The sequence below is a fragment of the Massilia sp. NBRC 108631 genome, assembly GCF_059704565.1.
In genome coordinates this window covers 51,796-74,598 of sequence record NZ_BAAKJE010000075.1, presented here as the reverse complement: position 1 = coordinate 74,598, position 22,803 = coordinate 51,796, and the positions used below count along the sequence as shown (strand labels likewise).

The 22,803-nt window shown below is 69.1% G+C and carries 17 protein-coding genes and 1 riboswitch; of the genes, 11 read left to right on the top strand and 6 right to left on the bottom strand.

The features are described from left to right. The 4 genes from AC6H42_RS09820 to AC6H42_RS09805 all read right to left on the bottom strand — a co-directional run. The coding region (locus AC6H42_RS09820) for a TonB-dependent receptor (RefSeq protein ID WP_497547922.1) at positions 1–1,994 on the bottom strand (1,994 nt) is incomplete at its 3' end. 10 nt (positions 1,995–2,004) lie between these two features. After that, a complete protein-coding gene (locus tag AC6H42_RS09815; RefSeq protein WP_497547921.1) occupies positions 2,005–2,325 on the bottom strand; it encodes a hypothetical protein in 321 nt (106 codons plus the stop codon). After that, positions 2,322–2,777 (bottom strand): MotA/TolQ/ExbB proton channel family protein, encoded by a 456-nt coding sequence (locus tag AC6H42_RS09810; RefSeq protein WP_057158582.1) that lies wholly within the window; start codon positions 2,775–2,777, stop codon positions 2,322–2,324. Before AC6H42_RS09810 ends, AC6H42_RS09815 begins: the two co-directional genes overlap by 4 nt. A gap of 9 nt (positions 2,778–2,786) precedes the next feature. Continuing rightward, positions 2,787–7,235: a cobaltochelatase subunit CobN gene (locus tag AC6H42_RS09805; RefSeq protein ID WP_497547920.1), complete on the bottom strand. Its 4,449-nt coding sequence runs from the start codon at positions 7,233–7,235 to the stop codon at positions 2,787–2,789. A 68-nt stretch (positions 7,236–7,303) separates the two neighbouring features. Continuing rightward, positions 7,304–7,521: riboswitch (cobalamin riboswitch) on the bottom strand. 98 nt (positions 7,522–7,619) lie between these two features. Here AC6H42_RS09805 and AC6H42_RS09800 point away from each other — a divergent pair. From AC6H42_RS09800 to AC6H42_RS09775, 6 genes are all read left to right on the top strand, one after another. Continuing rightward, positions 7,620–9,227 carry a hypothetical protein gene (locus AC6H42_RS09800; protein WP_497547919.1) on the top strand — a complete coding sequence of 536 codons (1,608 nt, stop codon included), beginning with the start codon at positions 7,620–7,622 and terminating at the stop codon, positions 9,225–9,227. Further along, positions 9,199–9,603: a thiol-disulfide oxidoreductase DCC family protein gene (locus AC6H42_RS09795; RefSeq protein WP_497547918.1), complete on the top strand. Its 405-nt coding sequence runs from the start codon at positions 9,199–9,201 to the stop codon at positions 9,601–9,603. The genes AC6H42_RS09800 and AC6H42_RS09795 overlap by 29 nt, the downstream gene beginning before the upstream one ends. A gap of 155 nt (positions 9,604–9,758) precedes the next feature. Then, complete coding sequence (locus AC6H42_RS09790; RefSeq protein WP_057158586.1) at positions 9,759–10,184, top strand: organic hydroperoxide resistance protein; 426 nt, start codon at positions 9,759–9,761, stop codon at positions 10,182–10,184. A 105-nt stretch (positions 10,185–10,289) separates the two neighbouring features. Continuing rightward, positions 10,290–10,601 carry a DUF4148 domain-containing protein gene (locus AC6H42_RS09785; protein ID WP_057158587.1) on the top strand — a complete coding sequence of 104 codons (312 nt, stop codon included), beginning with the start codon at positions 10,290–10,292 and terminating at the stop codon, positions 10,599–10,601. 70 nt (positions 10,602–10,671) lie between these two features. Beyond that, positions 10,672–10,983 carry a DUF4148 domain-containing protein gene (locus tag AC6H42_RS09780; RefSeq protein WP_497547917.1) on the top strand — a complete coding sequence of 104 codons (312 nt, stop codon included), beginning with the start codon at positions 10,672–10,674 and terminating at the stop codon, positions 10,981–10,983. A gap of 40 nt (positions 10,984–11,023) precedes the next feature. Further along, positions 11,024–11,476, top strand: coding sequence for a GNAT family N-acetyltransferase (locus AC6H42_RS09775; RefSeq protein WP_057158589.1), 453 nt, complete (start codon positions 11,024–11,026; stop codon positions 11,474–11,476). A 72-nt stretch (positions 11,477–11,548) separates the two neighbouring features. Here AC6H42_RS09775 and AC6H42_RS09770 read toward each other — a convergent pair whose 3' ends face one another. Both AC6H42_RS09770 and AC6H42_RS09765 read right to left on the bottom strand, forming a co-directional pair. After that, the gene (locus AC6H42_RS09770) at positions 11,549–12,883 is read right to left on the bottom strand and encodes a sensor histidine kinase (RefSeq protein WP_497547916.1); all 1,335 of its coding nucleotides are present in this window, start codon (positions 12,881–12,883) and stop codon (positions 11,549–11,551) included. Next, positions 12,873–14,294, bottom strand: coding sequence for a sigma-54-dependent transcriptional regulator (locus AC6H42_RS09765; RefSeq protein WP_057158731.1), 1,422 nt, complete (start codon positions 14,292–14,294; stop codon positions 12,873–12,875). Before AC6H42_RS09765 ends, AC6H42_RS09770 begins: the two co-directional genes overlap by 11 nt. A gap of 228 nt (positions 14,295–14,522) precedes the next feature. On the opposite strand from AC6H42_RS09765, the gene AC6H42_RS09760 reads away from it, so the two are divergent. From AC6H42_RS09760 to AC6H42_RS09740, 5 genes are all read left to right on the top strand, one after another. Then, positions 14,523–15,806 carry an efflux RND transporter periplasmic adaptor subunit gene (locus tag AC6H42_RS09760; RefSeq protein WP_229418384.1) on the top strand — a complete coding sequence of 428 codons (1,284 nt, stop codon included), beginning with the start codon at positions 14,523–14,525 and terminating at the stop codon, positions 15,804–15,806. Positions 15,807–15,835: 29 nt separating this feature from the next. After that, complete coding sequence (locus tag AC6H42_RS09755) at positions 15,836–16,516, top strand: ABC transporter ATP-binding protein (RefSeq protein ID WP_057158592.1); 681 nt, start codon at positions 15,836–15,838, stop codon at positions 16,514–16,516. After that, positions 16,513–18,945 (top strand): ABC transporter permease, encoded by a 2,433-nt coding sequence (locus tag AC6H42_RS09750; RefSeq protein WP_497547915.1) that lies wholly within the window; start codon positions 16,513–16,515, stop codon positions 18,943–18,945. The genes AC6H42_RS09755 and AC6H42_RS09750 overlap by 4 nt, the downstream gene beginning before the upstream one ends. A gap of 16 nt (positions 18,946–18,961) precedes the next feature. Continuing rightward, positions 18,962–21,361 (top strand): ABC transporter permease, encoded by a 2,400-nt coding sequence (locus AC6H42_RS09745; RefSeq protein WP_057158594.1) that lies wholly within the window; start codon positions 18,962–18,964, stop codon positions 21,359–21,361. A gap of 143 nt (positions 21,362–21,504) precedes the next feature. Then, complete coding sequence (locus tag AC6H42_RS09740) at positions 21,505–22,737, top strand: DUF4382 domain-containing protein (protein ID WP_497547914.1); 1,233 nt, start codon at positions 21,505–21,507, stop codon at positions 22,735–22,737. The last annotated feature ends 66 nt before the right edge of the window (positions 22,738–22,803 follow it).

Sequence of the window (22,803 nt, the reverse complement as noted above, 5' to 3'; positions counted from 1 at the left end):
AGGTTCAGCTGCACCAGCACGTTGCGGTTGACGTTCCAGCCCAGCGTGGCGTCCAGCACCGTGTAGGCAGGCAGCGCCTGGGTGTTGCCGTTGTCGATGTAGCGCTTGCCGACGTAGCGCGCGCCGGCGCCGGCGCGCCAGGCATCGGCCTTGTAGGTGAGCCACAGGTTGGCCGAGGTTTCCGGCACATCCGTGGGGCGCTTGCCGGCGCGCGAGATGTTGCCGCCTTCGATCAGGCTGTCGAACTGCGCGTCGGTGTAGGCCAGGTTGGCGTCCACGCGCCAGGCCGCGGCCAGGCTGGCGCTGGCACTGAACTCGGCGCCCTGCGAAGACTGCGAACCGCCCTGGATCGACAGCGCCGGATTGGATGGGTCGCGCGTGATGATGTCGTCCTTGCGGATGCGGTACAGCGCGGCGGTCCACTCGGCCTTGCCGTTGGCCAGCGACTGCTTGACGCCGCCCTCCACCTGGCGCGAGCGGGTCAGCTTGTAGCGCGCATTGGCCAGGTTCAGCGACAGCAGGCTGGTGAGCGGGTCGCTGCCGGTGCTGTACTGGCCGTACAGCGACGTGCTCGGCCCCAGCTTCCAGGTGAGGCCCAGGCGCGCGGAATTCGAGATCAGCGTGGCACTGAAGCCGGCGGCGCCCAGCAGGCTGACACGATCCACTTCATAGCGGTCATGCCGTACGCCGGCCAACAGCAGCAGGCTTCCGTTCAGGCTGTAGGCGTCTTCGATGTAGAGCGCGTTAGTGGCGGTATCCGTGGCGAAGTTCGGGCGCAGCGGATCGGGGCTGTCGAACACGCCAGGGTCAAAGCCGGTGGGCGCCACGGTGGAGCTGCCGCCGTAGGGCGAATTATTCGTGTGCAGGAAGTTGACGGTGGCCGCTTCCCAGCCCGCCACCAGCTTGTTGGCGCCCGCGTTCCAGCGCGCCTCGAGCCGGTTGGCGGTCTGCTCCTGGTCATGCTGGATGGCGATGTAGTCGCTGCGCTCGACCGCGTTGGCAACCGGGTTGTAGACGTAGTACTCGGCGTTGCGCCAGTTGCGGCGCGCCTTCATGTAGGCCAGTTCGTTGCTGATGGCGAGCGCCGGCGACACGCGCCAGGTGAGGCGCGCGACGGCCTTGTCGTCCACGTACTCGATGTCGGCGTCGCCCACGTTGTAGTTCTCGTTGCGCAGGTGGCCGGCCAGCCGGCCGTTCACCAGCGGCGTGCCGAAGTAGCGGCGCGGCTTTTGCTCGGCGTGGTCCAGCTGTGCGTCCAGGTCCAGGTCGGGCGTGAGCGCGTAAGTCAGGCTGGTGAGCAGCTTGCCGTTGCGCGCGTCGCCACGGTCGACGAAGCCGTCGCTGCGGCCGGCGTAGGCGTCGACGCGGAAGGCGCCCTTCCCGCCCAGCGCGCCGGTGCCGCCCAGCCCGGCGCGCAACGCCTTGCCACCGCCGATGCCGGCCATGGCTTCCAGCGACGCGGCGCGCTGCGGCGCCTTGCGCACGGCGTTAATGGTGGCGCCGGTGCTGCCGCTGCCGTAGACCACCGAGCCGGGCCCGCGCAGCACTTCGATATATTCATAGCCCCACGGATCGGCCGGGGAGGTGGCGGTGCCGGAGCCCACCAGCAGGCGCTGGCCGTGCTCCAGCATGGCGATGGCGTTGTTGCCGCTGAAGCCGCGCGCGGAGTAGGCGATGCCGTTGCCGGGGGAGCTGGTGTCGGTCAGGCCGGTGCTGCGGGTGATGGCGTCTTTGACTTGCAGATCGCCGCGCGCCTGCATGGTGGCGGCACTCAGCGACTCGACGCTGGCGGGCATGTCCTGCGCACTCAGGTCCAGGCGGCTGGCGGTGCCATTCTCGCGCGCCAGGCCCAGGCCTTCCTGCACGGCTGCGCCAAGGACGGTCACGGTGGGCAGGGTGTCGGCGTGCTGCGCGGCTGCCGTGGCCGAGCACAGCAATGCGATGGCGGCGGCGATGGGGCGGATGGTGTGGCGATTTTTATTCTTGAGCTTCATGAAAACAGTCTTATTTTTTCTTGGGGGGTTCGATCAATACCAGCTGGCCGGTCTTGGGGTCGCGGAAGACTTCGCCGACGCGGTCGTAACCGCTGCCGTTCTGGCTCACGCCGTCGGCGGGCCGTTCGATCTGGCGGCCCTTCTCCACCGGCTTGGGCGCCTTCAACGCGCCCTGCGAACCGGCGATGGCGGCGATCAGGCCGCAGGCGAAGACCAGCATCACGTCGACCAGGTTGACCAGGCTGGCGCGCGGGTCTTCATCGCTGTCGTCGAAGCGGGCGTCGAGGCGGGAGTAGAGGCGCATGCGCTGGCGCGCGGGCTGGGTGCTCATGCTGCTTGCCCCATCGATTGCTCCATCGCTTCCAGCGTTTCTTCGTACCAGCGGCGGCGCAGCTTGCCGATTACCAGGCCGCCGATGCCGGCCACCAGGCCGAGCACCGTGGCGTCGAAGGCGACGGTGACGGCGCTTGCCAACTGGGCGGGGTCGCCCTGGCCGAGCGCGGCCAGGCCGGGCCCGAGGGGGATGATGGTGGCCATCAGGCCCAGCATAGGCGGGATGCGCGCCAGCAGGTCGGCGCGCTCCAGGCGGTGGCGGGCAATGGCCTGCACCTGCGCCAGGTTGCCCCCTGCGGCCAGCTTGGCCAGGCCGTGGAAGCGTTCGCCGACGGCGATGCCCGCTTCCACCACCGCAATGGCGCAGCCGAGCAGCAGCGTGGCCAGCGCGGGCGCCAGCAGCCAGCTGACCGCATCGTGCAGCCAGGCGTAGGACATGGTTTCGATCATGGGGACTCCTTACAGGTTGAGAGGTTTGAGTACATTGGGCACGCGACGGCCGCGCCACAGGCCCAGCGCGAACAGCGCCAGGAAAGCGGCCAGTGCGCCGAGCAGCTTGGCGGCGCGCACGGCGGGGGCATCGGGCGGCACGGCTTTCTGGTGCAATTCGTAGACGCGCGGGGCCGGCTCGGCCGGCGCCTCGGCGCTGGCTGGCAGTTCGGCGCGCTTGGCGGCGCTGTCTTTCGCGGCGGCCGCCGGCGCGGCGGCGCCAGAAGCAGCAGCTGCGGCCGTATCAGCTGCGGGCGGCAGGCTGGCCACGCCGCCAAAATTGGCAGGTTCGGCGGGCAGCAGTTCGCCGCGCGCCTTGGCCAGCGTGACGCCCAGCGCGGCCGCGTCGGCGCTGTCGAGCTGCGGCGCCAGCCAGTCCCACATCGGATGGTTGGGCGCCGCGTGGCCGCTTCCCGGCAAGCCGTTCGTCGCCACCAGCTGCGCCAGTTCGCCGCCCATCTGCTTGATGGTGGCGCGGTCGGTTTTCCAGTAGCCCTTTTCGGCGGCCACCATGAAGATGGCCAGCATGTGCGCCTTGACGTGCGCGTTGTGCTGCCGGCCCAGGAACTGCGGCAGGCCCAGTTTGTGCGCGTCGTCGAAGTACACGGACTTCACCTCGTCCCAGGCCCAGTTCTTCACCAGGTCCGGCCGCGTGACTTGCCAGCCCCACAGGTTCTCCAGGAATTCCTGTCCCATGGTGCGCGCGCCGGCGTAGCCGTGGCCCATCAGCGGCTTGAGCCAGGCGGGATTGAGGAAGCGCCCGCGCAGCTCGCCCAGCAAGGCCGACGCCAGCGGTTCCACGTCGGCGCGGCCTGGCTGCGCATGCTGCAGGATAAAGGCCTGCGGCACGCGGCCGGTGCGGCCCTCAATCGCCAGCGAGAGGCCGCCCAGGTAGTCGAAGGCGTCGTTGTTGTCGAGCAGGCCGTACAGATTGCTGGCGCGGCCGTGATAGGTGCGCTCGATGCCGTCCAGCGCCACGTCGAACGCGGCGTGGGTGGCCTCGCCGCTGGCGTCCAGCCCGTAGGCGTGGCCCATGCGGTTGCGGTAGGCGCGGCCGATTTCCTCGCGTTCGCGCCAGGCGCCGGAACGCTCGGTCAGGCGATTGACGCCGGTGCCGTACGCGCCGGGCGCATCGCCGAATACGCGCTGCGCGGCGGCGCGGCCAGCTTCGGCCGGCGGCATGCCGGCGGAGGCCAGCGTACGCTGGCGCACCAGCCATTCGCGCGCCACGCGATTCTGCGCCGGCGGTTCGCTGCCCCAGGCCACGCCCGGCAGCGGCGCAAGCGCCGCCTGCAAGGCTTCTTTCAGCGCCGGGTCACGCTCGGCCAGCGTCGCGGCCGACGCCGCCAGCGCCATGCGCCCGGCACGGTCGATCAGGCGGATCAGGTTCGGATACAGGTCGCGGAACAGGCCCGAAGTGGTCACCAGCGCGTCGCGCCGCACGGCGCCCGGCTTGAGCTTCACGTCGGTGACGATACCGCGCGCGTTCCACACCGGCTCGGCGCCCATCATGGCCAGCGCGAACGCCACCATCACGCCCTCGTCGCGCACCGCGTCGGAGGCCCACAGGATGATGCCTTCGCTGCCCTTGGCGGAAGTGTCTGCGCCTTTGCCCGTGTTGGCCTTGGCAGCCATGCGCTCGCCCAGCTGGTAGCCCAGGCGGGTCGGCAGGATGTCCCCGTCCACCGCGTGGAAATTGCGGCCGGTGGGCAGCGCTTCGGGCGAGCGCAGCGGGTCGTTGCCCTTGCCCGGTTCGATGTATTCGCCATCCAGCCCGGCCAGCAGCGCCCGCATCTCGCGGCGCGGCGAATCGGCCAGCTGTTCGGCAATCTCCGGGCCGTCGATGCCACCCTTCTTCATCGAATCGAGCATCAGGTCGATCGACTCCTGCTTCCACGGGCGGCCGAAAACGTGCAGGCCGTGCGGCATGAATTTTTCCTGCAGCTTGGTCAGGTAGTGGCCCACCTCATGCGCCAGCAAGTCGTCGTCGGCTGCGTCGAAGCCGATGCCGCGCACGGCCAGCACGTCGGCCATGGATGCTTCCAGCTCAGCCTTCAGGTTGAGCGCGTTGACGCGTTCGCGCATCAACGCGGCGGCCTGCGTCTTGAGCGACTCCGAACTGGCGGCCTCGAAGCTCTCCACCACCTGGCGCAGGGCCAGCAGATCGTCGTACAGCGGCGTGGATGCCAACGGCGGCGTCAGGTGGTCGACGATGACGGCCAGCCCGCGCCGCTTGGCCTGCGTGCCCTCGCCCACGCCATCGACGATGTAGGGGTAGATGCCGGGCAGGTCGCCGGCGATCAGGCTGGGATAGTCGTCGGAACTCAGGCCGACCGCTTTGCCGGGCAAGAACTCATAGGTGGAATGGCGACCCACGTGCACCAGCGCGTCGGCTTTGAAGCGGTCGCGCAGCCAGTGGTAGTAGCCCAGGTACTGGTGCGGCGGCGTGATGCTGGTGTTCGCGTGCAGCAGCTCCTCATCCACTTCCCAGCCGCGCGGCGGCTGCGGACCGATGAACACATTACCGAACACCAGGCCGGGCACCAGCAGTTTGCCGCTGTCGACCATGATCTTGCCGGGCGCAGCGCCCCAGCCTTTCAAGCCTTCGATGCCGTAGCCGGACAGCCGCTTGCTAAGTGGCGCCAAGGCCGCGCAGCCGGTGCTCGCGCCCCTGGCCCGCGCCTTTGCACCGCGCGGGCTGGTAGCACCCACGTCCAGGCAGGCGTGATAGCCCTCGGCCAGCGCCGCCAGGTCGCGGATCGCCGCGTCGCGCTGCGGGTGGTCGGCGCCTTCCACCAGGTGCTGCAATTCCTTGATGATGACTTCGGCCTGCTTGCGGCCCAGCGCGCGTTCGCCGGCGGCTTCCGCTTCCAGCACGTCGGCGTGCAGGCGGCCCAGCAGGCCGCTGGTCATCTCGCCCTGCACGCGCGGCGGCAGGGTGCCGAACCAGCGCGCATAGTCCGCAGCGCTGACGCTGTTTACCGTGCCGCTCAGCTCCCGCAGCGCGGCGCGGTCCTCCGGCAGGTTCACGCCGTGCGCCATGATCATGTCCAGCAGCGCTTGCGGCGAGCCGGGCAGCGTGCCCACCATGTAGCCGGCGTTCTTCATCGCATGCAGCATGTCGAACAGCGAGGCCGGCACGTCCAGGTTGTCGGCGCCGATGTTCTGGCGGCCCGGCGGATGGTTGTAATAGATCAGCGCCACGCGCTTATCGCCATTGGCCTTGCCGCGCAGCGCCAGCCAGCGGCTCACGCGCGCGGACAACCGGTCGGCCTCCTCGGGCAGCAGCACCGGCGGACGGTTCTCGATGCCGGTGCGGCGGTCCAGCTGCGCCTGGCCCAGCGCGGCCACCACGATGGGCTGGCCGATACCCTGCAGTTCGGGCAGCGCCACGCGGTATTGCACCGAGTCCGGCGGCAGGCCGTCCGGCGACAGGCGCCACTGCACGGCGGTGCGGTCGGACAGGCGGATGGCCTTGAACACCGGGACATTGAGCCGCTTGAACGCTTCGGTGACCGCTTCGCGCCCCTCGGCCGCGCCCACCACGAAGTCCTGCAGCACCACCAGCGCCGCCGGCTGCGCCGGCGCGATCAGCTCGGGCAGGCGCTCCAGCGCCTCGCGCGAAGCCCCGCCCCAGCGCGTGAGCACCTGCACGCAGGGCTGGCCGCGCTGTTCGATGCGCTGGCACACGGCGGCGGGAACCGCGCTATCCATATTGGACAGATCCAGTACCACCACGGTGGGCCGCGGCTTCAGACCCAGTTGCGCGGCCTTGCCCCACGCGGCCGCGTCGGTCAGTTCGCGCTGGCCCACGCGCAGGCGCAGCGTCGGTTCCGGCTGCGGGCCGGCCAGCGCCACGGACGGATTGAGCAAATGCGCGAACAGCGCCGCCGTATTGTCGGCGCCGCCGGCCTGCCACACGCGGCGCGCGGCCAGCCAGCGGCTGGCGGCGGGGTTGGCCTGGGCCGCCTTCAGGGCCGCTGCGGGCGGCGCCTCGGACGACAGTTCGCGCAGCGTGTCCGGCGAGAAGTCGTGCAGCCTGGCGTGCGGATCACGGCTCATCAGGCTGAGACTGGCTTCGCCATTGAAGGCCAGCACCGGCGTTTGCGGCCTGGCGTGGCGCGGCAACACCTCTTTCAGGCGGCGCGCCGGATCGCCGAACAGGGACACCGCCAGCACCGTGTCGGCCTGCCTGAGCAAGAGGCCGGCTTCGCGCTCGCTGGCGGCCATCCACTGGGCGGGCGTGCGCAGCACGATGCGGTCCTGCGGATGGCTGGCCAGGTGGCGGTGCGCAGCCTCGATGGCGGCCGGCGCGGCGCGCTCGGTGACGATGGCGAACAGGGTGGCGGCCGGCGCGTGCGCACAGGCGCAGGCGCACAACAGCGCTGCGGCCAGCCGCAGGAGTATGGAGGTGCTCAATTTGAACTTTAACCAGTAGCTGCGCGCCGGGCGCGCAGGAAAACAGGCAAAGCCACACCCCGGGCCTTGCGCAATCTTCGTGACTGGCCGGTCTTCTGGCTGGCCTTCATCCTTCCTCAACCCTGCCTTCCCGTGCGGTGCACAGTGGCGTTCGATCGAAGTCGTCAGGCTTACAGCAGCGGGGGCTGCGCCGGACTGGCGCGAGATGAAAATCCCGCGCGTCACCGGCTTCCCGTTTCACCCTCCAGCCGGCAAGCGGGAGGGCACCAATCACGTTAATGCCGCGATTCTACCGTATTGAGCTTGGTCATGAAACCTGTTCGTTGCGGTGGACGGGCGGCGCGGCCGGCGGTTAGTGTTGAATGTCACGGACAAAGGAAGCCCATGGAACCGTCAGCTTATGGTGCGGCAAAACCGTCCGGCATGCCGCTAGCGCCGGCGGCCGACGCATTCGTCATCGCCAGCGTTGCCGTGCTCTCGGCAGCCGTGTTCCAGGCCTATTGGCTGCTGGAGGACGTGCTGCGCTGGTACCCGTCCACCACGCTGCCGGCGCTGATGGCCGTGGCGGCCGCCTGCCTCGCCGCCTCCGGCGTCAGCTACGCTTCCGTGCCGCGCCCGCTCGCCACGCTGATGCGCGGCGTGGGCATGGCGTGCGGCGTGTACAGCCTGCTGCTCTACCCTTCGCTGCCCGCCGTCGCGCACGATTTCAAGGGCTGGAGCCAGTCCATTCTCAACCTGGCATGGCTGATGGCCGCAATGGCGGCGCTGCTGTCCATGCGGCGCCCGGCCTGGCTGCTGTACTGCGGCTTCTACATTTACTGGATCAAGCACGCCGCCGGCTACATCACCGGCTTCTCCTTCCACACCCTGCTCGACGTCAATCCGATGATACAGCTGCCGGTCTACCTGTCGTTGTCGGTGCTCACGCTGGAACTGGCGAAGCGGCGCTGGCCGGCGACCTGGCCCCGCATCGGCGGCAGCGCGCCTTACTGGACCATACTGTTCATCGCCATCGCCATGCAGGCGGCAAACTATTTCCATTCATCGCTGGCCAAGGGCGGCCTGGACGGCGGCGTGCTGGACTGGGCGCTCAATAACGAGAACCGCAACATCTACCACGTCGCGCTGCACAACAAGCAGCTGCTGTGGGGCGACTGGAGCGCGCTGACCGGCGCGGTGTCGGCGCTGCTGCAGGTGGCGGGACGGCCGTTCGCAATAGGCGTGTTCCTGATCCAGCTGGCGGCAATACTGGTGTTCGCCAACCGGCGCTTGCTGCTGGTGCTGTTTGCCTTGTTCGACCTGATGCACATCGGGATCTTTGTGCTGGTGGGCGCCAATTTCTGGACCTGGTTCATGGTGAACCTGTCCATCATCGCGGCGGTATCGCAACTGCCCCGCGACGCCTTCAACTGGCGGACCGGCGCGGCGGGCGCGCTCGCCATTCTGCTGTCGCCGCTGTTCGCCAACGTCGCCAAGCTGGGCTGGTATGACAGCCTGGCGGTCAACGCAGTCCATTTCGACGTGGAACTGGCGGACGGCAAAACCGAGCGCATGCCGTCCACCGCGTTCGGCTTTTACTCCTACCCGATCTCCCACATGAGCTTTGGCCTGCCACCCGGGAAATACCTGCCCACCGCGACCAACGGCGGCACGTTCTCGTCCGCCATCCGGCGCCAGTCCTACCGCTGCGCTTTCGCCAGCGCGGCCCCGGCCACCGGCGTTGTATGGGACGGTGCAAGCGTGTCCGCCTTCATCCGGGCTTACCATCGGCAGGTATTGAACAAGGCGGGGGCCGGCGGGCGCTGGTCGAACACGGCCTACCCGCACCACTTCTGGAGCGCGCCATCGGTGGAGAAGGCGTTTGCCGGGGTGGACATGCGCCGCGTGCGCGCCTACCGCATGGTGATCGACTCGGTGTGCCTGGACCCGGACACCGGCGCAGTGAAAAGAAAGGTCTACCGCAATGAATACCGAATCGACCTTGCAGGCTGAGTTCCCCGGCGGCCTGGTGATCGTCTACGACGGCGAGTGCCCGTTCTGCTCCAACTACGTGCAGGTGCTGGCGCTGCGCGAGGCAGCCGGCCCGGTGCGACTGGTCGACGCCCGCAGCGACGCCGCGCTCGCCGCCCGGCTGCGGCGCGGCGGCTACGACCTGAACGAGGGCATGGTGGCCCTGTACGGCGGCGGCGTCTACTACGGCGCGGACTGCGTGCACCTGCTTGCGTTGTTGAGCACGTCCTCCGGCGTGTTCAACCGCGTCAACAGCGCGGTGTTCCGCTCGCGCACGCTGTCGCGCCTGCTCTATCCCGTGCTGCGCTGCGGCCGCAACCTCACCCTCAAACTGCTGGGACGCCGCAAGCTGCCCTAAAGATTTTTCAAAAATATTTAAAATATCGCTTGCTATTACATAGCGCACAATATAAAGTAAGCACATCGGCGCTGCAAACACAGCGCGACGCAGCAAAAAGTAGGGCACGATTTAATAGATAGCAATCTAACTTAACCCACAGCAAAGGAAACATCATGTCGATCAAACAAGTCCTGTACCGCGCAACTTCCAAAGCAACCGGTGGCCGTGAAGGCCGTGCGGTCTCCTCCGACGGCGTGCTGGACGTCAAGCTGACCACCCCGAAAGAACTGGGCGGCGCAGGCGCAGTCGGCACCAACCCTGAACAACTGTTCGCTGCCGGCTACTCGGCGTGCTTCCTGGGCGCCATGAAATTCGTCGGCGGCCGCGACAAGATCGCCGTGCCGGCGGACGTGTCGGTGGAAGGCACCGTGGGAATCGGCGCCATCGAAACCGGCTTCGGCATCGAAGCGGAACTGAAAATCTCGCTGCCAGGCCTGGACCGCGAAACCGCTGAAAAGCTGGTCGCCGCAGCCCACATCGTCTGCCCGTACTCGAACGCCACCCGCGGCAACATCGACGTCACGCTGACCATCGTATAAAGCAAGCCTTGCTGCTACCGCCAAGGCGGTGGCAGCGGCCTGGAAGGCGCTGAAATAAGTAGCGCACAATTAAATAGATACCAATTTAAACTTAGGAGAAATACCATGAAAGCATCCATCCTGTCCGCCGCTGCCGCCATCCTGACCCTGAGCGCCGGCGCCTATGCCGCCGAACCCGTCAACAGCGGCGAAGGCTATCAGGGCTACACCAGCGCTGTGTCGTCGGTCTCGACCCGCACCCGCGCCGAAGTGAAAGCGGAAACCATTGCCGCCCTGCGCGACGGCCTGATCCTCAGCGGTGAGGCCTATCCGGGCACACTGACCGCCCCAGCCAAGGTACCGGGCAAAACCCGCCAGGAAGTGCGCGCTGAACTGGCCCTTGCCATCCAGACCGGCACCCTGCCACGTTACGAGTAAGCCCGCATAGGCAGCGCAGCCAATAAGTAGTTAGCGATTTAATCGAACACAATTAATTAGGAGCATTATCATGAAAGCATCTATCCTGTCCGCCGCCGCCGTCATCATCGCCCTGACCTCGAGCGCTTATGCAGCCGAACCCGTCAACAGCGGCGAAGGCTACCAGGGCTACACCAGCGACGTATCGTCCACCTCGACCCGCACCCGCGCCGAAGTGAAAGCCGAGACCATCGCCGCCCTGCGCGACGGCCTGATCCTGAGCGGCGAAACCTACCCCGCCAGCATCACCGAACCATCCCAGGCGCAGGGCAAGACCCGCCAGGAAGTGCGCGCCGAACTGGCCCAGGCGATCAAGGCCGGCACGCTGCCACGCTATGAGTAAAGCCCCTTACAATGGTTGCTTCTTTCCCGCAGAGGCAACCATGATTGAGTGGCAATGGCTTGAGTTTGAACACATTCCGCGCGGCGACCTGTATGAAGTGCTGCGCCAGCGGCAAGAGGTCTTCGTGCTGGAACAGAAATGCCTGTATCCCGATATCGACGGATACGACCAGGCGGCGCATCATCTGATGGCCTGGCACGTCGTTGACGGCAAACGCCAGCTGGCAGCCTATCTGCGCTGCATCGCTCCCGGCGTGAAATTCCCTGAAATGTCTTTGGGCCGTGTCTTGACGGCGTCGTCCGCGCGCGGCAGCGGCATTGGCCGCCAGTTGCTGGAAGAAGGCATCCGCCGCGCAGAAGCGCTGCATCCCGGCCACCGCTTCCGCATCGGCGCCCAGCTCTACCTCGAAAAATTCTACGGCAGCTTCGGCTTCGCGCGCGCCAGCGAACCGTATGACGAAGACGGCATCATGCACATTGACATGCTGCGCTAGCCACCGCCCCCCTACTGCGTTCAACTTGCGTTCAACTTCTCATCACGTTCGCGTTACGTGAAATGACCCGCGTTAAAACGTGATGACGAAGCGCGCGCCGGCGCCTACCGGTTTGGCGTAGCGCACCATGCCGCCGTTGGCGTGCACCAGGTGGCGCACCATGGCCAGGCCGATGCCGCGCCCCTGCTTCTTGGTCGAGAAAAACGGCGTGAACACTTGCGCGGCCAGCTCCTGCGGCACGCCGGGGCCGTTGTCGGCCACTTCGATGCGCAACCGCCCGCCACGGCTCAGGCGCGCGCTGACCTGCACTTGCGGCTGCGGCGTGGCGGCGGTGGCTTCGGCGGCGTTCTTCAGCAAATTGATCAGTGCCTGCTCCAGCTGGCCGGGGTCCATCATCACGTCCAGCGAGGCCGGTTCCACCGAAAAATCGGCGCGGCCGCCGCGCGCCAGCCACTGCGGCGCCATCAGCATGGACAGGCGCGCGAACAGCTCGCCCAGGTGCACGCGTTCAGGCTGCGCCTGCGGCACGCTGGACAGGCTGCGGTAGCTGGCCACGAATTCCACCAGGCTGGCGGCGCGGCGCGCGATGGCGTCCAGCGCCGTGCCCAGGTCGCCGCTCACGTCCGGCGCCAGGTCGGCCCTGGCTTCCTCCAGCAGGTCGCAGGCGGTGCGCGACAGCGAGGCCACCGGGGTGAGCGAATTCATGATCTCGTGCGTGAGCACCTGCACCAGCTGGCGCCAGGCGTTCATCGCTTCGGCTTCCAGCTCGCTCTCGACCGGCATCAGCGCGGCCAGGCGCTGGCCGGCGCCTTGCAAGGTCAGCGCCGTGACGGCGGCCAGCGCGCGCTCGGTGCCGCGCTCCGATTCAAAGCTCACCAGCTCGCGGCGCTCGGCCGTTTGCGCGGCCAACAGCTGCGCCAGCTGCGCCGGATCGCTGGCGCGGCCGGGGGCGAGCAGGCGCCGCGCGCTGGCGTTCAGTGGCGTCAGCGCGCCCGGTCCGTTCAGGTGGGCGATGGAGAACAGCGCGATCGGCGCATGCTCCAGGCGCGCCTCCAGCGCCTGCGCCGCATCGAGCAGCGCGCGCCGGTCTGGCGTGAGTCCCCACGCGCCATCCGTGGCTGTGGCCGTGGCGTGGGCCGTAGCCGTGGCGTTGGCGTTGACCGTAGCCGGTGCCGATCCCGATGCCAACAGGAGAGAGAACGCCGGCGCTGCGCCTCGCGCCACCGGGGCGGCACGCAGGCGGCGGTGGAGCAGGCAGGCGGGGACAATGGCGGCGAGCCCGCACAGCACTTGCATGCGCGGCGAGCCGGCGTATCCGGCGGCGGCGTAGCTTAGCGCCATCAACGCGGCGGCGCTGCCGTAGCCGGCGGCCCAGCTGGCGAACTTGCCCGGCCGCTCAGATGCCATGCTTGCCCAGCTTGCGGTAGAGCGCGGCGCGGCTGACTCCCAGCATGCGGGCGGTGTGACTGATGTTGCCATTGGCGGCGGCCAGCGCGGCGGCGATGGCGTCGCGCTCAAGGGCGCTCAGGGTCAGGTCGTCGCCCGCAGCGGACGGTGCGGCGTCGAGGCGGATGGGGGCGTTGGCGATAGTGTTGCCGGGAGCGTTGGCGGGAGCGCTCGCGGCGATGCTGGCGGAGGCCGGGCCGGTGAGGCCGAAGTCGTCGGCCAGGTATTCGCTGTCGCGGCCCAGGATGACGGCGCGTTCGCAGGCGTGGCGCAGCGCGCGCACGTTGCCGGGCCAGGGGTGCGCAACCAGCCAGGCCAGCGCCGCGGCCGACAGCGCCCGCGCCGGACGCTGGTACTGGCGCTCATAGGCGTCCAGGTAGTGGCGCAGCAAGCCGGGGATGTCTTCGCTCCGTTCGCGCAGCGGCGGCACGCGGATGACGATGGTGTTGAGCCGGAACAGCAGGTCGGGCCGGAATTCGGCCGGGTCGAACAGCCGCACTTCATCCAGGTTGGTGGCGCTGATGATGCGCACGTCGATGGCTTCCGGCTTGTCTGCGCCGATCGGCGTCACTTCGCGGCGCTCCAGCACCGTCAGCAGCTTGGCCTGCGCGGCCAGCGGCATATTGCCGATTTCGTCGAGGAACAGCGAGCCGCCGCGCGCGGCCTGGAAGCGCCCGGCGCGGTCGGCCTTGGCGTCGGTGAAGGAACCCTTGCGGTGGCCGAACAATTCGCTCTCGAAGGTGGATTCGGGCAAGGCGCCCATGTCCACCGCGAGGAAGGTGCCATCGGCGCGCTGCGAGGACAGGTGGATGGCGCGCGCCACCAGTTCTTTGCCGACGCCGTTTTCGCCCAGCACCATCACGTTGGCGCCGGTGGGGCCGACGCTGGCGATCATCGCTTTCACGCTGCGCATGGCGGGCGAGTCGCCCATCAGGGCGGCGCTGGCGTCGTCGGCGTTGCCGGCCGCAAGCCGCGCGGGCAACTCGGCGGCGCGGCGCGCCAGCGCGGCATCGACCGCGGCCACCAGGCGCGCGTTGTCCCATGGCTTGGTGATGAAGTCGCAGGCGCCGCGCTTCAGCGCTTCCACCGCCAGCGGCACGTCGGCATAGGCGGTGAGCGCGATCACGGCGCAGCGCTGCGCACGCAGCTTGTCCAGCAATGCCAGGCCTTCGGCGCCGTCGATGCGGCCGGGGGTGAAATTGAAATCGAGCAGGACCACGTCGGGCACGCCGCGCGCGAGGAAGGCCGGCAGCTGCGCCGGGTCGTTCAGGGTGGCGACGGTGCCGTAACGCCGCCGCAGCAGCATCTGCGCGGCACAGGCCACGTCGGTGTCGTCGTCGAGTATCAGGATGTGTGCTGTGGTGTCGGCCATGTGGCGCATTCTAGCAGCCTGGATCGCCTTGCGGAGCAAGGCTTTCCGCGCATTTCGACGCATTTCCGCAACCCGGAAGCGCACTGTCCGTTTCCGAACACCCGGCACTGTCCGCATGCGGACAAGGGCCGGCCGCATGCGCCGCGAAACCGGGTGGATACGCCATTTTCGGCAGCTGGCACAGGCCTTGCAAAGGCTCAGTCCATCGTCACCCGTTTGCGAAAAAAAATGAACACTCCCCAGCCTAAACTCGTCACCGGCGCCGCCATGGATACCATCGTGCCCAAGCGGCGCGGCAAGGCGATTGCGCTCGCCGCCGCAGGCGCGGCAATGGTGGCCGCGCTGGCCTTCGCGCTGTGGCACTGGATGCCGCGCGGCCTGCAGGTGACTGCGGGCGAGTTGCGCATCGCCGCCGTGGAGCGCGGCGTGTTCCGCGACGATATCGTGGTGCGCGCCACCGCGCAGCCGCTGCAGTCGGTAATGCTCGACTCGGTGGAGTCCGGCCGCATCGAGGAGGTGCATGCGCGCGACGGCGACCTGGTGAAACAGGGCCAGCTGCTGTTCCGCATCTCCAACCCGCAGCGCAACCTGGAGCTGCTGGCGCGCCAGGCCGAACACGCGCAGCAGATTTCCAACCTGTCCAATCTGCGCGTGGCGCAGGAAGCCAGCCGCAGCGACCACCAGCGCCGCCTGGACGATCTCACCTTCGCCATGGAGCAGGCGCAAAAGCGCCATGCGCGCGAAGAGAAACTGGCGGCGCAGGGCTTCCTGTCTCCGGTGGCGCTGGAGGAATCGGCGGACCGCCTGGCGCAGCAGTGGCGCGTGCTGGCGCAGGCGCAGGCCAGCGACGATACCGACCGGCGCGTGCGCGGCACCGCGCTGGCGCAGCTGGACAAGGCGCTGGACGGCTTGCAGTCCGGCCTGAAACTGGTGAGCGCCACGGTGGAGGCGCTGGCGGTGCGCGCCCCCAGCGCCGGCAGGCTGACCGACTTCCGCCTGCAGGTGGGCGAGTCCATCGCCACTGGCAAGCACGTGGGCCGCATCGACGACCCGGCGCGCTTCAAGCTGTCGGCCGAAGTGGACGAGTACTACCTGAAGCGCGTGGCCGTGGGGCGCCACGGCAGCGTGCAGATGGACGGCCGCAGCTACGCGGTGGATGTCTCCACCATCTACCCGCAGATCAAGGAAGGCCGCTTCACCGTGGAACTGACGTTCAAGGCCGCGCAGCCGGAAGCCCTCAGCCCCGGCCAGAGCGTGGACGCGACCATCACGCTGGGCGAGCCGGCGCCCGCGCTGCTGCTGCCGAACGGCGCCTTCCTCAACGACAGCGGCGGCACCTGGGTCTTCGTCGTGACGCAGGATGGCGGCGTGGCCGAGCGGCGCGCCATCCGCAGCGGGCGCCGCAACAACGGCCAGCTCGAAGTGCTGTCCGGCCTGGCCGTGGGCGAGCGCGTGATCGTGTCCGGCTATACGGCCTATGGCGATTCACCCAGGCTGCAAATTTCCAAGTAAGCTCTTCACCAACGAAAAAAGGAACTCCCATGCTCAAGCTTTCAGGCGTCAGCAAAACCCACCTGGCGGGTGAAATCCAGACTACCGCGCTGGACCGCATCGACCTGCAGATCGACGCCGGCGAATACGTGGCCATCACCGGTCCTTCCGGCTGCGGCAAGTCCACTTTGCTGAGCCTTCTCGGCCTGCTCGATGTGCCCAGCAGCGGCGAGTACTGGTTCGAGGGCAAGAATGTGGCGGGCTGGAGCGAGGGCAAGCTGAACGAACTGCGGCGCGGCCGCATCGGCTTCATCTTCCAGAGCTTCAACCTGATCGAGGAGCTGAGCGTATTCGAGAACGTGGAACTGGCGCTGGAGTACACCGGCATGGCCAAGGCCGAGCGCAAGGCCAAGGTGACGGCCATGCTGAACAAGCTGGGCGTGCTGCACCGCGCCGGGCACCGCCCGTCGCAGCTGTCCGGCGGCCAGCAGCAGCGCGTGGCGATCGCGCGCGCGCTGGTGTCCGGCCCGGCGCTGCTGCTGGCAGATGAACCGACCGGCAACCTGGATACGGCGCACGGCGACGAGGTGATGCGCCTGCTGCGCACCATCAACGCCGAGGGCACCACGGTGGTGATGGTGACCCACTCGCCGGCGCACGCTGCGCAGGCCTCGCGCACGCTGAACCTGCTGGACGGCCGCATCATGGTTGACGCGCTGCGCGCCGCATGAAAGCCTCCGACTTCCGCATCGGCTGGCGCCTGCTGCTGCAGGAGCGCGGCTATTCGGCGGTGACCATCCTCGGCCTGGCGCTGGGCTTCGCGGCCTGTTTCCTGCTGATGGCCTACGTACAGTTCAGCTTCAGCTACGACAGCCACGTGCCGCAGGCCGAACGCGTTTACGTGGCGAAGAACCGCCTCAACATCCTGGAGCGCGGGGGCTGGTTCGAGAACACGCCGATCAACCTGCTGGCCGTGGCCGAAGGCAGCCCGCTGGTGGAGGCCGCCGCCGTGGCGCTGACCGGCTCGGCCACACTACGCCAGGACGGCATGCTGGCCAACCTGGACTTCGTGCTGGTGAGCACCGCCATGCCGAAAGTGCTCGGCCTGCGCGCGCTGGAAGGCGACCTGGATGCCGCGCTGCAGCGGCCCGACAGCGTTGCCCTCACCGAGAGCAAGGCGCGCCAGCTGCTTGGCGCCACGCGCGGCGTGGTGGGCAGGACACTGGCCATCGAGAACCTGCAGTACAGGGTGGCCGCCATTGTGGCCGATCCGCCGGCCGCCACCACCCTGCCCTACGCGGCGCTGATGGGCACCGCCAGCCAGCTGCTGCCCGAAGCCATGCACAAGCGCCTGGACAAACGCCAGCCATCCAACTGGGGCGGCATCATCTCCCGCCTGTATGTCCGCCTGGCGCCGGGCGCCACGCCGCAGGCCTTGCAGCGCGTGATGCAGGACGCGTCTAGCCGCTCGCCGTTCGCCAGCTCGCTGGCGCCGGACGTACTACAGCGCCTGAAAGGGCGCCCGCCATCCGACATCGGCCTGGTCTCGCTGCGCGGCTGGTACTTCGACCCCGACCTGGCAGGCAGCGGCAGCGCCCGCCATGGCGACGCCAAGCTGGTGCTGGGCGTCGCTGCCGTCGGCGCGCTGGTGCTGCTGCTGGCTGCCATCAACTACGTCAACCTGGCCACCGTGCGCGTGATACGGCGGCGCGCGGAAATCGCCATGCGCAAGGTGCTGGGCGCCAGCCATGCGCGGGTGGCGGCCATGCTGATGGCCGAATCGCTGCTGGCCAGCATCCTGGCGGCCGCCATGGGCCTGCTGCTGGCCTGGCTGCTGCTGCCCGGCTGCGCGCAGCTGCTGAACCGGCCGCTGGCTACTGTGATGGGGCTCGGCGCGGTGCTGGCGGCGCTGGCCGTGGGCGCGGCCACCGGCGTGCTGGCCGGCCTGCATCCGGCCTGGCTGGCGCTGCGCGTGCGGCCGGCCCAGGCCTTGGCCGCGCGCGGCGGGCAGGAAACCCATGGCGCCACCTGGATGCGGCGCGCCGTCACCATCTTCCAGATGACCTGCGCCATGGGCCTGGTGGCCACCACGCTGGCGGTGGCATGGCAGACGCGCTTTGCCAGCAACGCCAATCCGGGCTTCGACCCGCGTCCGCTGCTGGTGCTGGAGCTGCCCTCGCTGATGTGGGAAGGGGACGCGCCGCGCCAGCTGCACGAGGCCCTGCTCAGGGTGCCCGGCGTGCAAGGCGTCACCTACTCGCCGGTACCTGCGGGGCGCTACTACCTGGGCCTGAACAACCCGGTGCGCACCGCCGCCGGCGTCTCCGCCACCCTGCAGCAGCGCGCCGTGTCGCCCACTTTCTTCCAGGTGTACGGCGTGGCGCCGCTGGCCGGGCGCGGTTTTGATCCGCAGCGCGAGCAGGAAGGCAACGACAAGGCCGTGGTGCTGAACGCGGCCGCCGCCAAGGCGCTGGGCTTCGCCTCGCCGCAGGCGGCCGTGGGCCAAACCGTCACGCTGGAAGGCCGCAAGGGCGATATCCAGCCGGTGGTGATCGGCGTGGTACCGGACCTGCGCTACCAGTCGCTGCGCGAAGCGCCGGCCCCGGTGCTGTACATGAACAACCGCAACGCCTCCGTGCTGACGGTGCGCTACAGCGGCAGCATGGCGGAGCTGGAACGCGCGGCCGACGCGCTGTGGCGGCAGTACTTCCCGGACGCCATTCCCGACATGCACCGCGCCGCAAGCTACTTCGCCGACAACTACGACGACGACGCGCGCCTGGCGGCCATGCTGGCGGCGGGCAGCGCGATGGCCCTGCTGCTGTCGGCCTTCGGCATCTACGTGCTGGCGGCCTACAACGTGCAGCGGCGCGCCAGAGAGATCGTGCTGCGCAAGCTGTACGGCGCGCCGCGCGGCGCCGTGGCGCGCCTGCTGGGCAGGGAGTTTGCCTGGATGGCGGGCTGCTCCGCCTTGCTCGGCCTGCCGCTGGCCGCCCTGGCGATCCAGCGCTACCTGTCCGAGTTCGCCGAGCAGGCGCCCATCGGCGCCTGGACGCTGCTGGCGGCGCTCGGCGCGGTGCTGGCCGTCGCGCTGGGCGCCACCATCCGCCACACGCTGGCCGCGCTGCGCATGTCGCCGGCGCTGGCCCTGCGTACTTGAAGCCCAAGGAGCAAGCATGCAACTACAAGACTTCCGTATCGGCTGGCGCCTGCTGCTGCAGGAACGCGCCTATTCCGCCGTCTCCATCCTCGGCCTGGCGGTCGGCTTCGCGGCTTGCTTCCTGCTGCTCGGCTTCGTGCACTACTGCCTGAGCTACAACAGCCAGGTGCCGGACGCGCAGCGCGTGTACTCGGTAAAGCAGCGCATCAACGTGTTCCCGCGCCCGGACTGGGCCGAATACGCCGGCCTGCCGCTGCAGGCCGCTGCCACCGCCAGCGGCATGGTGGAAGCGTCCAGCATCGCCAAGCAGCTGGAACTGCCGCTGTGGCTCGGCGCCCAGCGCCACGAGACCGAGCTGCGCGTGGTCAACCCCGCCTTCGAGGCGCTGTTCGGCCTGCGCGCATTAGAGGGCGACCTGCAGGCGGCGTTGACGCAGCCGGACGGCATCGCGCTGACCGCCAGCAAGGCGCGCGCCATCTTCGGTTCGGAACAGGCGCTGGGCCAGCATCTGCGCCTGCGGCGCGAGACGCTGCAGGTGCGGGCGGTGCTGCCCGATCCGCCGGCCAATTCCACCTTGCGCTACGAGGCGCTGGTCGGCAGCGCCAGCACCGGCTGGTCCGAGAAAGAGCGCGGCGACCACACCACCAATTTCCAGCGGCGCGGCGGCATTTACCTGAAGCTCAAGCCGGGCGCCGCCCCGGCGCAGCTGCAGCGCCAGTTGCAAAACGCCGTCAACGCCAGCCCGCTCGACACCACCTGGCGCACCGGCCCGATGGGCAAGAAGCTGGACGGGCGCAACGTGACCGACGTGGCCATCGTGGCCATGCCCGAGGTGTACTTCGACGAAGGGCTGGCCTCGGGCCGCAGCGGCGGCGACTACGGCCAGCGCGGCAGCGTGTTCGCGCTGGCCGGCATCGCGCTGCTGATCCTGCTGCTGGCGGCCAGCAACTACGTCAACCTGGCAACGGTGCGCACCCTGCGCCGCCAGCGCGAAATCGGCATGCGCAAGCTGCTCGGCGCCAGCCACGCGCGCCTGGCGCTGCAGTTCCTCTCCGAGTCCTCGGTGGTGGCGCTGCTGGCCACCGTGCTGGGCCTGGGCATGGCCTGGCTGTGCCTGCCCATGTTCAGCGGCCTGGTGGCGCGCCAGCTGGACAGCCTGTTTTCGCCTGCCAGCTGCGCGCTGGCCTTGCTGGGCGGCTTGCTGACCGGCCTGTGCGCCGGCGTCTACCCGGCCATGCTGGCCATGCGCGTGCGCCCGGCTGCGGCGCTGGCCGGACGCGGCGACCAGGAAACGGCCGGCGGCCTGTGGTTGCGCCGCGTGCTGACCGTGCTGCAGTTCGCCACCGCCATGGCGCTCAGCGGCGCCACGCTGGCCATCGCCTGGCAGGCCGACTACGCCAGCAAGGCGGACCGCGGCTTCGATCCGGCCGGCATGCTGATCCTGGACTTGCCGCAGGAGACCGGCAAGCCGGCCACGGACGGCTTCGTGCAGGCACTGGCGCGCATGCCGCACGTGCAAGGCGTGGCCGCCATGTCGGAGGCGCCGGGCCGCGACCGCTCGAAGAGCATTTCCGCCATCCCCAGCCGCAACGGCGACACGGTCAGCCTGGAGTACCGCACCATCAGCCCGGAATTCTTCCAGGTCTATGGCCTGAAGGCGCTGCACGGCCGCCTGTTCGACCCGGCGCGCGACGACGACAAGACGCCGGCGCGCGTGATCAATGCGGCGGCCGCCCTGGCGCTGGGCTTTGCCACGCCGGAAGCGGCGGTGGGCCAGTTCCTCACCAGCGGCGAACGCTCGATCCAGATCATCGGCATCGCGCCGGAGGTGCGTTACCAGAGCCTCAAGCAGATGACGCAGCCGATGGTGTACCGCCTGGCCCCGGCACAGGTGCTGGCGGTGCGCACCAGCGACAGCCTGGCAGCCGCGCATGCCGCCATCGCGCCGCTGTTCAAGCAGTACTTTCCGGACAGCGTGCTGGAGCTGCAGACCGCCAGCAGCCTGTTCGGCCTGGCCTATGCGGACGACGTGCGGCTGGCGCGCATGCTGGCCTCCTCCAGCCTGATCGCGGTGGCGCTGGCGGCATGCGGCATCTATGTGCTGTCGGCCTACAGCGTGCAGCGCAGCCGCAAGGAAATCGTGCTGCGCAAGCTGCACGGGGCCGGACGCGGCGCCATCGCGCGACTGGTGGGCAGGGAGTTCGCGGTGCTGATCGCGGCCGGCGCCGCGCTGGGCCTGCCGCTGGCGGCGCTATCCATCCAGCGCTACCTGGCCGGCTACGTGGAGCGGGCCCCGATGGGGGCCTGGCCGCTGCTGGCGGCGCTGGGCCTGGCTGCGCTGGTGGCGCTGCTGGCCACCGCCCGCCACACGCTGGCGGCGCTGCGCATGTCGCCGGCCCTGGCGCTGCGCAGCTAGCGGCGCTGCCGTGTAAATGATGTAACTTGCAATCAGCTATGTGCGACAACGCACGTAGCGGCCTCTGCTGCAGGCGGATAATGGCCAGATAGCGAGCTCCTCGCTATCGAAGCCGAAGACCGCCACCGACAGAGAGGTCCACCATGAAGACACTTGCATATTCCCCCCTACTGCGCACCGGCGCACTGGCTGCGGCCAGCGCCCTGGGCCTCACCCTGGCCGCCTGCGGCGGCGGCGGCGGTGGCGGCACCACGCCGCCGCCGGTCACCCTGGGCACGCTGGGCGTGTCGCTGACCGACGCCCCGGCCTGCGGCTTCGACGCCGTCAACGTCACCGTCAGCAAGGTGCGCGTGCACCAGAGCGCCACCGCCGGCGACACCGACAGCGGCTGGAGCGAAATCGTGCTGTCCCCGGCCCGCAAGATCAATCTGTTAAACCTGGCCAACGGCACGCTCGACGCGCTGGGCCAGACTTCGCTGGCGGCCGGCCGCTACACCCAGCTGCGCCTGGTGCTGGACGCCAACACCGGCAGCGGCCTGGCCAACTCCGTGGTGCCGTCCGGCGGCACCGCCGTAGTCTCGCTGGAAACCCCCAGCGCGGTGCAGAGCGGCATCAAGCTGACCAGTGAATTCGACGTGGCCGCCGGCCAGCGCGTGGACCTGGTGCTGGACTTCGACGCCTGCAAATCAGTGGTCACCCGGGGCAACGGCAAGTACGCGCTGAAACCGGTGGTCAAGGTGGTCCCGACCGCGCTGAACGGCATCAGCGGCTACGTCGCCACCAGCCTGCTGGGCAGCCGGGTGATGGTGAGCGCGCAGCAGAACGGCGCCATCGTCAGTGCCACCGTGCCCGACCCCGCCACCGGCGAGTTCGCGCTGACGCGCCTGCCGCTCGGCAATTACGACGTGGTGGTGACGGCCGACAGCCGCGCCGCCGCCGTGATCGGCGCGGTGCCGGTGACCAGCACCAGCGCCATGGTGCCGGTCAGCCAGGCCGCCACGCCAATCGGGCTGCCGGCCTCGCTGACCGGCAGCATCGCCGGCACCGTGACGCTGGCGCCGGCCAGCGCCACCGAGGCCGCCTACGTGGCCGCCAAGCAGACCTTTGCCGCCGGTCCGGTGGTAACCATCAAGTACCAGGGCGCGGACCTGGCGAGCGGCGCCTACACGCTGGCCGGCCTGCCGCTGGCCGCGCCGCTGTACGCGCCGTACAGCGCCACGCTGCCGCTGACCTTCGCCAGCGCCGCCACGGTGCTGCCGGGCGTGGGTAAATACCAGGTGGACGCCACCGCCGCCGGCTACGCGCGCCAGAGCGCCGCCTCGGTCGACATCACGGCGGCCAACCAGGCCGGCGTCAACTTCACGCTGGCGCCGTAAGCCGGCGCCATGCAAAAAGGGCGGCTTGTCGGCCGCCCTTTTTCATGGGTCGCGTTGCAGACCCGG

Coding starts and splice junctions, on each gene's coding strand:
- AC6H42_RS09815 (WP_497547921.1), bottom strand. CDS start 2,325: ATGAGCACCCAGCCCGCGCGCCAGCGCATGCGCCTCTACTCCCGCCTC.
- AC6H42_RS09810 (WP_057158582.1), bottom strand. CDS start 2,777: ATGATCGAAACCATGTCCTACGCCTGGCTGCACGATGCGGTCAGCTGG.
- AC6H42_RS09800 (WP_497547919.1), top strand. CDS start 7,620: ATGGAACCGTCAGCTTATGGTGCGGCAAAACCGTCCGGCATGCCGCTA.
- AC6H42_RS09795 (WP_497547918.1), top strand. CDS start 9,199: ATGAATACCGAATCGACCTTGCAGGCTGAGTTCCCCGGCGGCCTGGTG.
- AC6H42_RS09790 (WP_057158586.1), top strand. CDS start 9,759: ATGTCGATCAAACAAGTCCTGTACCGCGCAACTTCCAAAGCAACCGGT.
- AC6H42_RS09785 (WP_057158587.1), top strand. CDS start 10,290: ATGAAAGCATCCATCCTGTCCGCCGCTGCCGCCATCCTGACCCTGAGC.
- AC6H42_RS09780 (WP_497547917.1), top strand. CDS start 10,672: ATGAAAGCATCTATCCTGTCCGCCGCCGCCGTCATCATCGCCCTGACC.
- AC6H42_RS09775 (WP_057158589.1), top strand. CDS start 11,024: ATGATTGAGTGGCAATGGCTTGAGTTTGAACACATTCCGCGCGGCGAC.
- AC6H42_RS09770 (WP_497547916.1), bottom strand. CDS start 12,883: ATGGCATCTGAGCGGCCGGGCAAGTTCGCCAGCTGGGCCGCCGGCTAC.
- AC6H42_RS09765 (WP_057158731.1), bottom strand. CDS start 14,294: ATGGCCGACACCACAGCACACATCCTGATACTCGACGACGACACCGAC.
- AC6H42_RS09760 (WP_229418384.1), top strand. CDS start 14,523: ATGAACACTCCCCAGCCTAAACTCGTCACCGGCGCCGCCATGGATACC.
- AC6H42_RS09755 (WP_057158592.1), top strand. CDS start 15,836: ATGCTCAAGCTTTCAGGCGTCAGCAAAACCCACCTGGCGGGTGAAATC.
- AC6H42_RS09750 (WP_497547915.1), top strand. CDS start 16,513: ATGAAAGCCTCCGACTTCCGCATCGGCTGGCGCCTGCTGCTGCAGGAG.
- AC6H42_RS09745 (WP_057158594.1), top strand. CDS start 18,962: ATGCAACTACAAGACTTCCGTATCGGCTGGCGCCTGCTGCTGCAGGAA.
- AC6H42_RS09740 (WP_497547914.1), top strand. CDS start 21,505: ATGAAGACACTTGCATATTCCCCCCTACTGCGCACCGGCGCACTGGCT.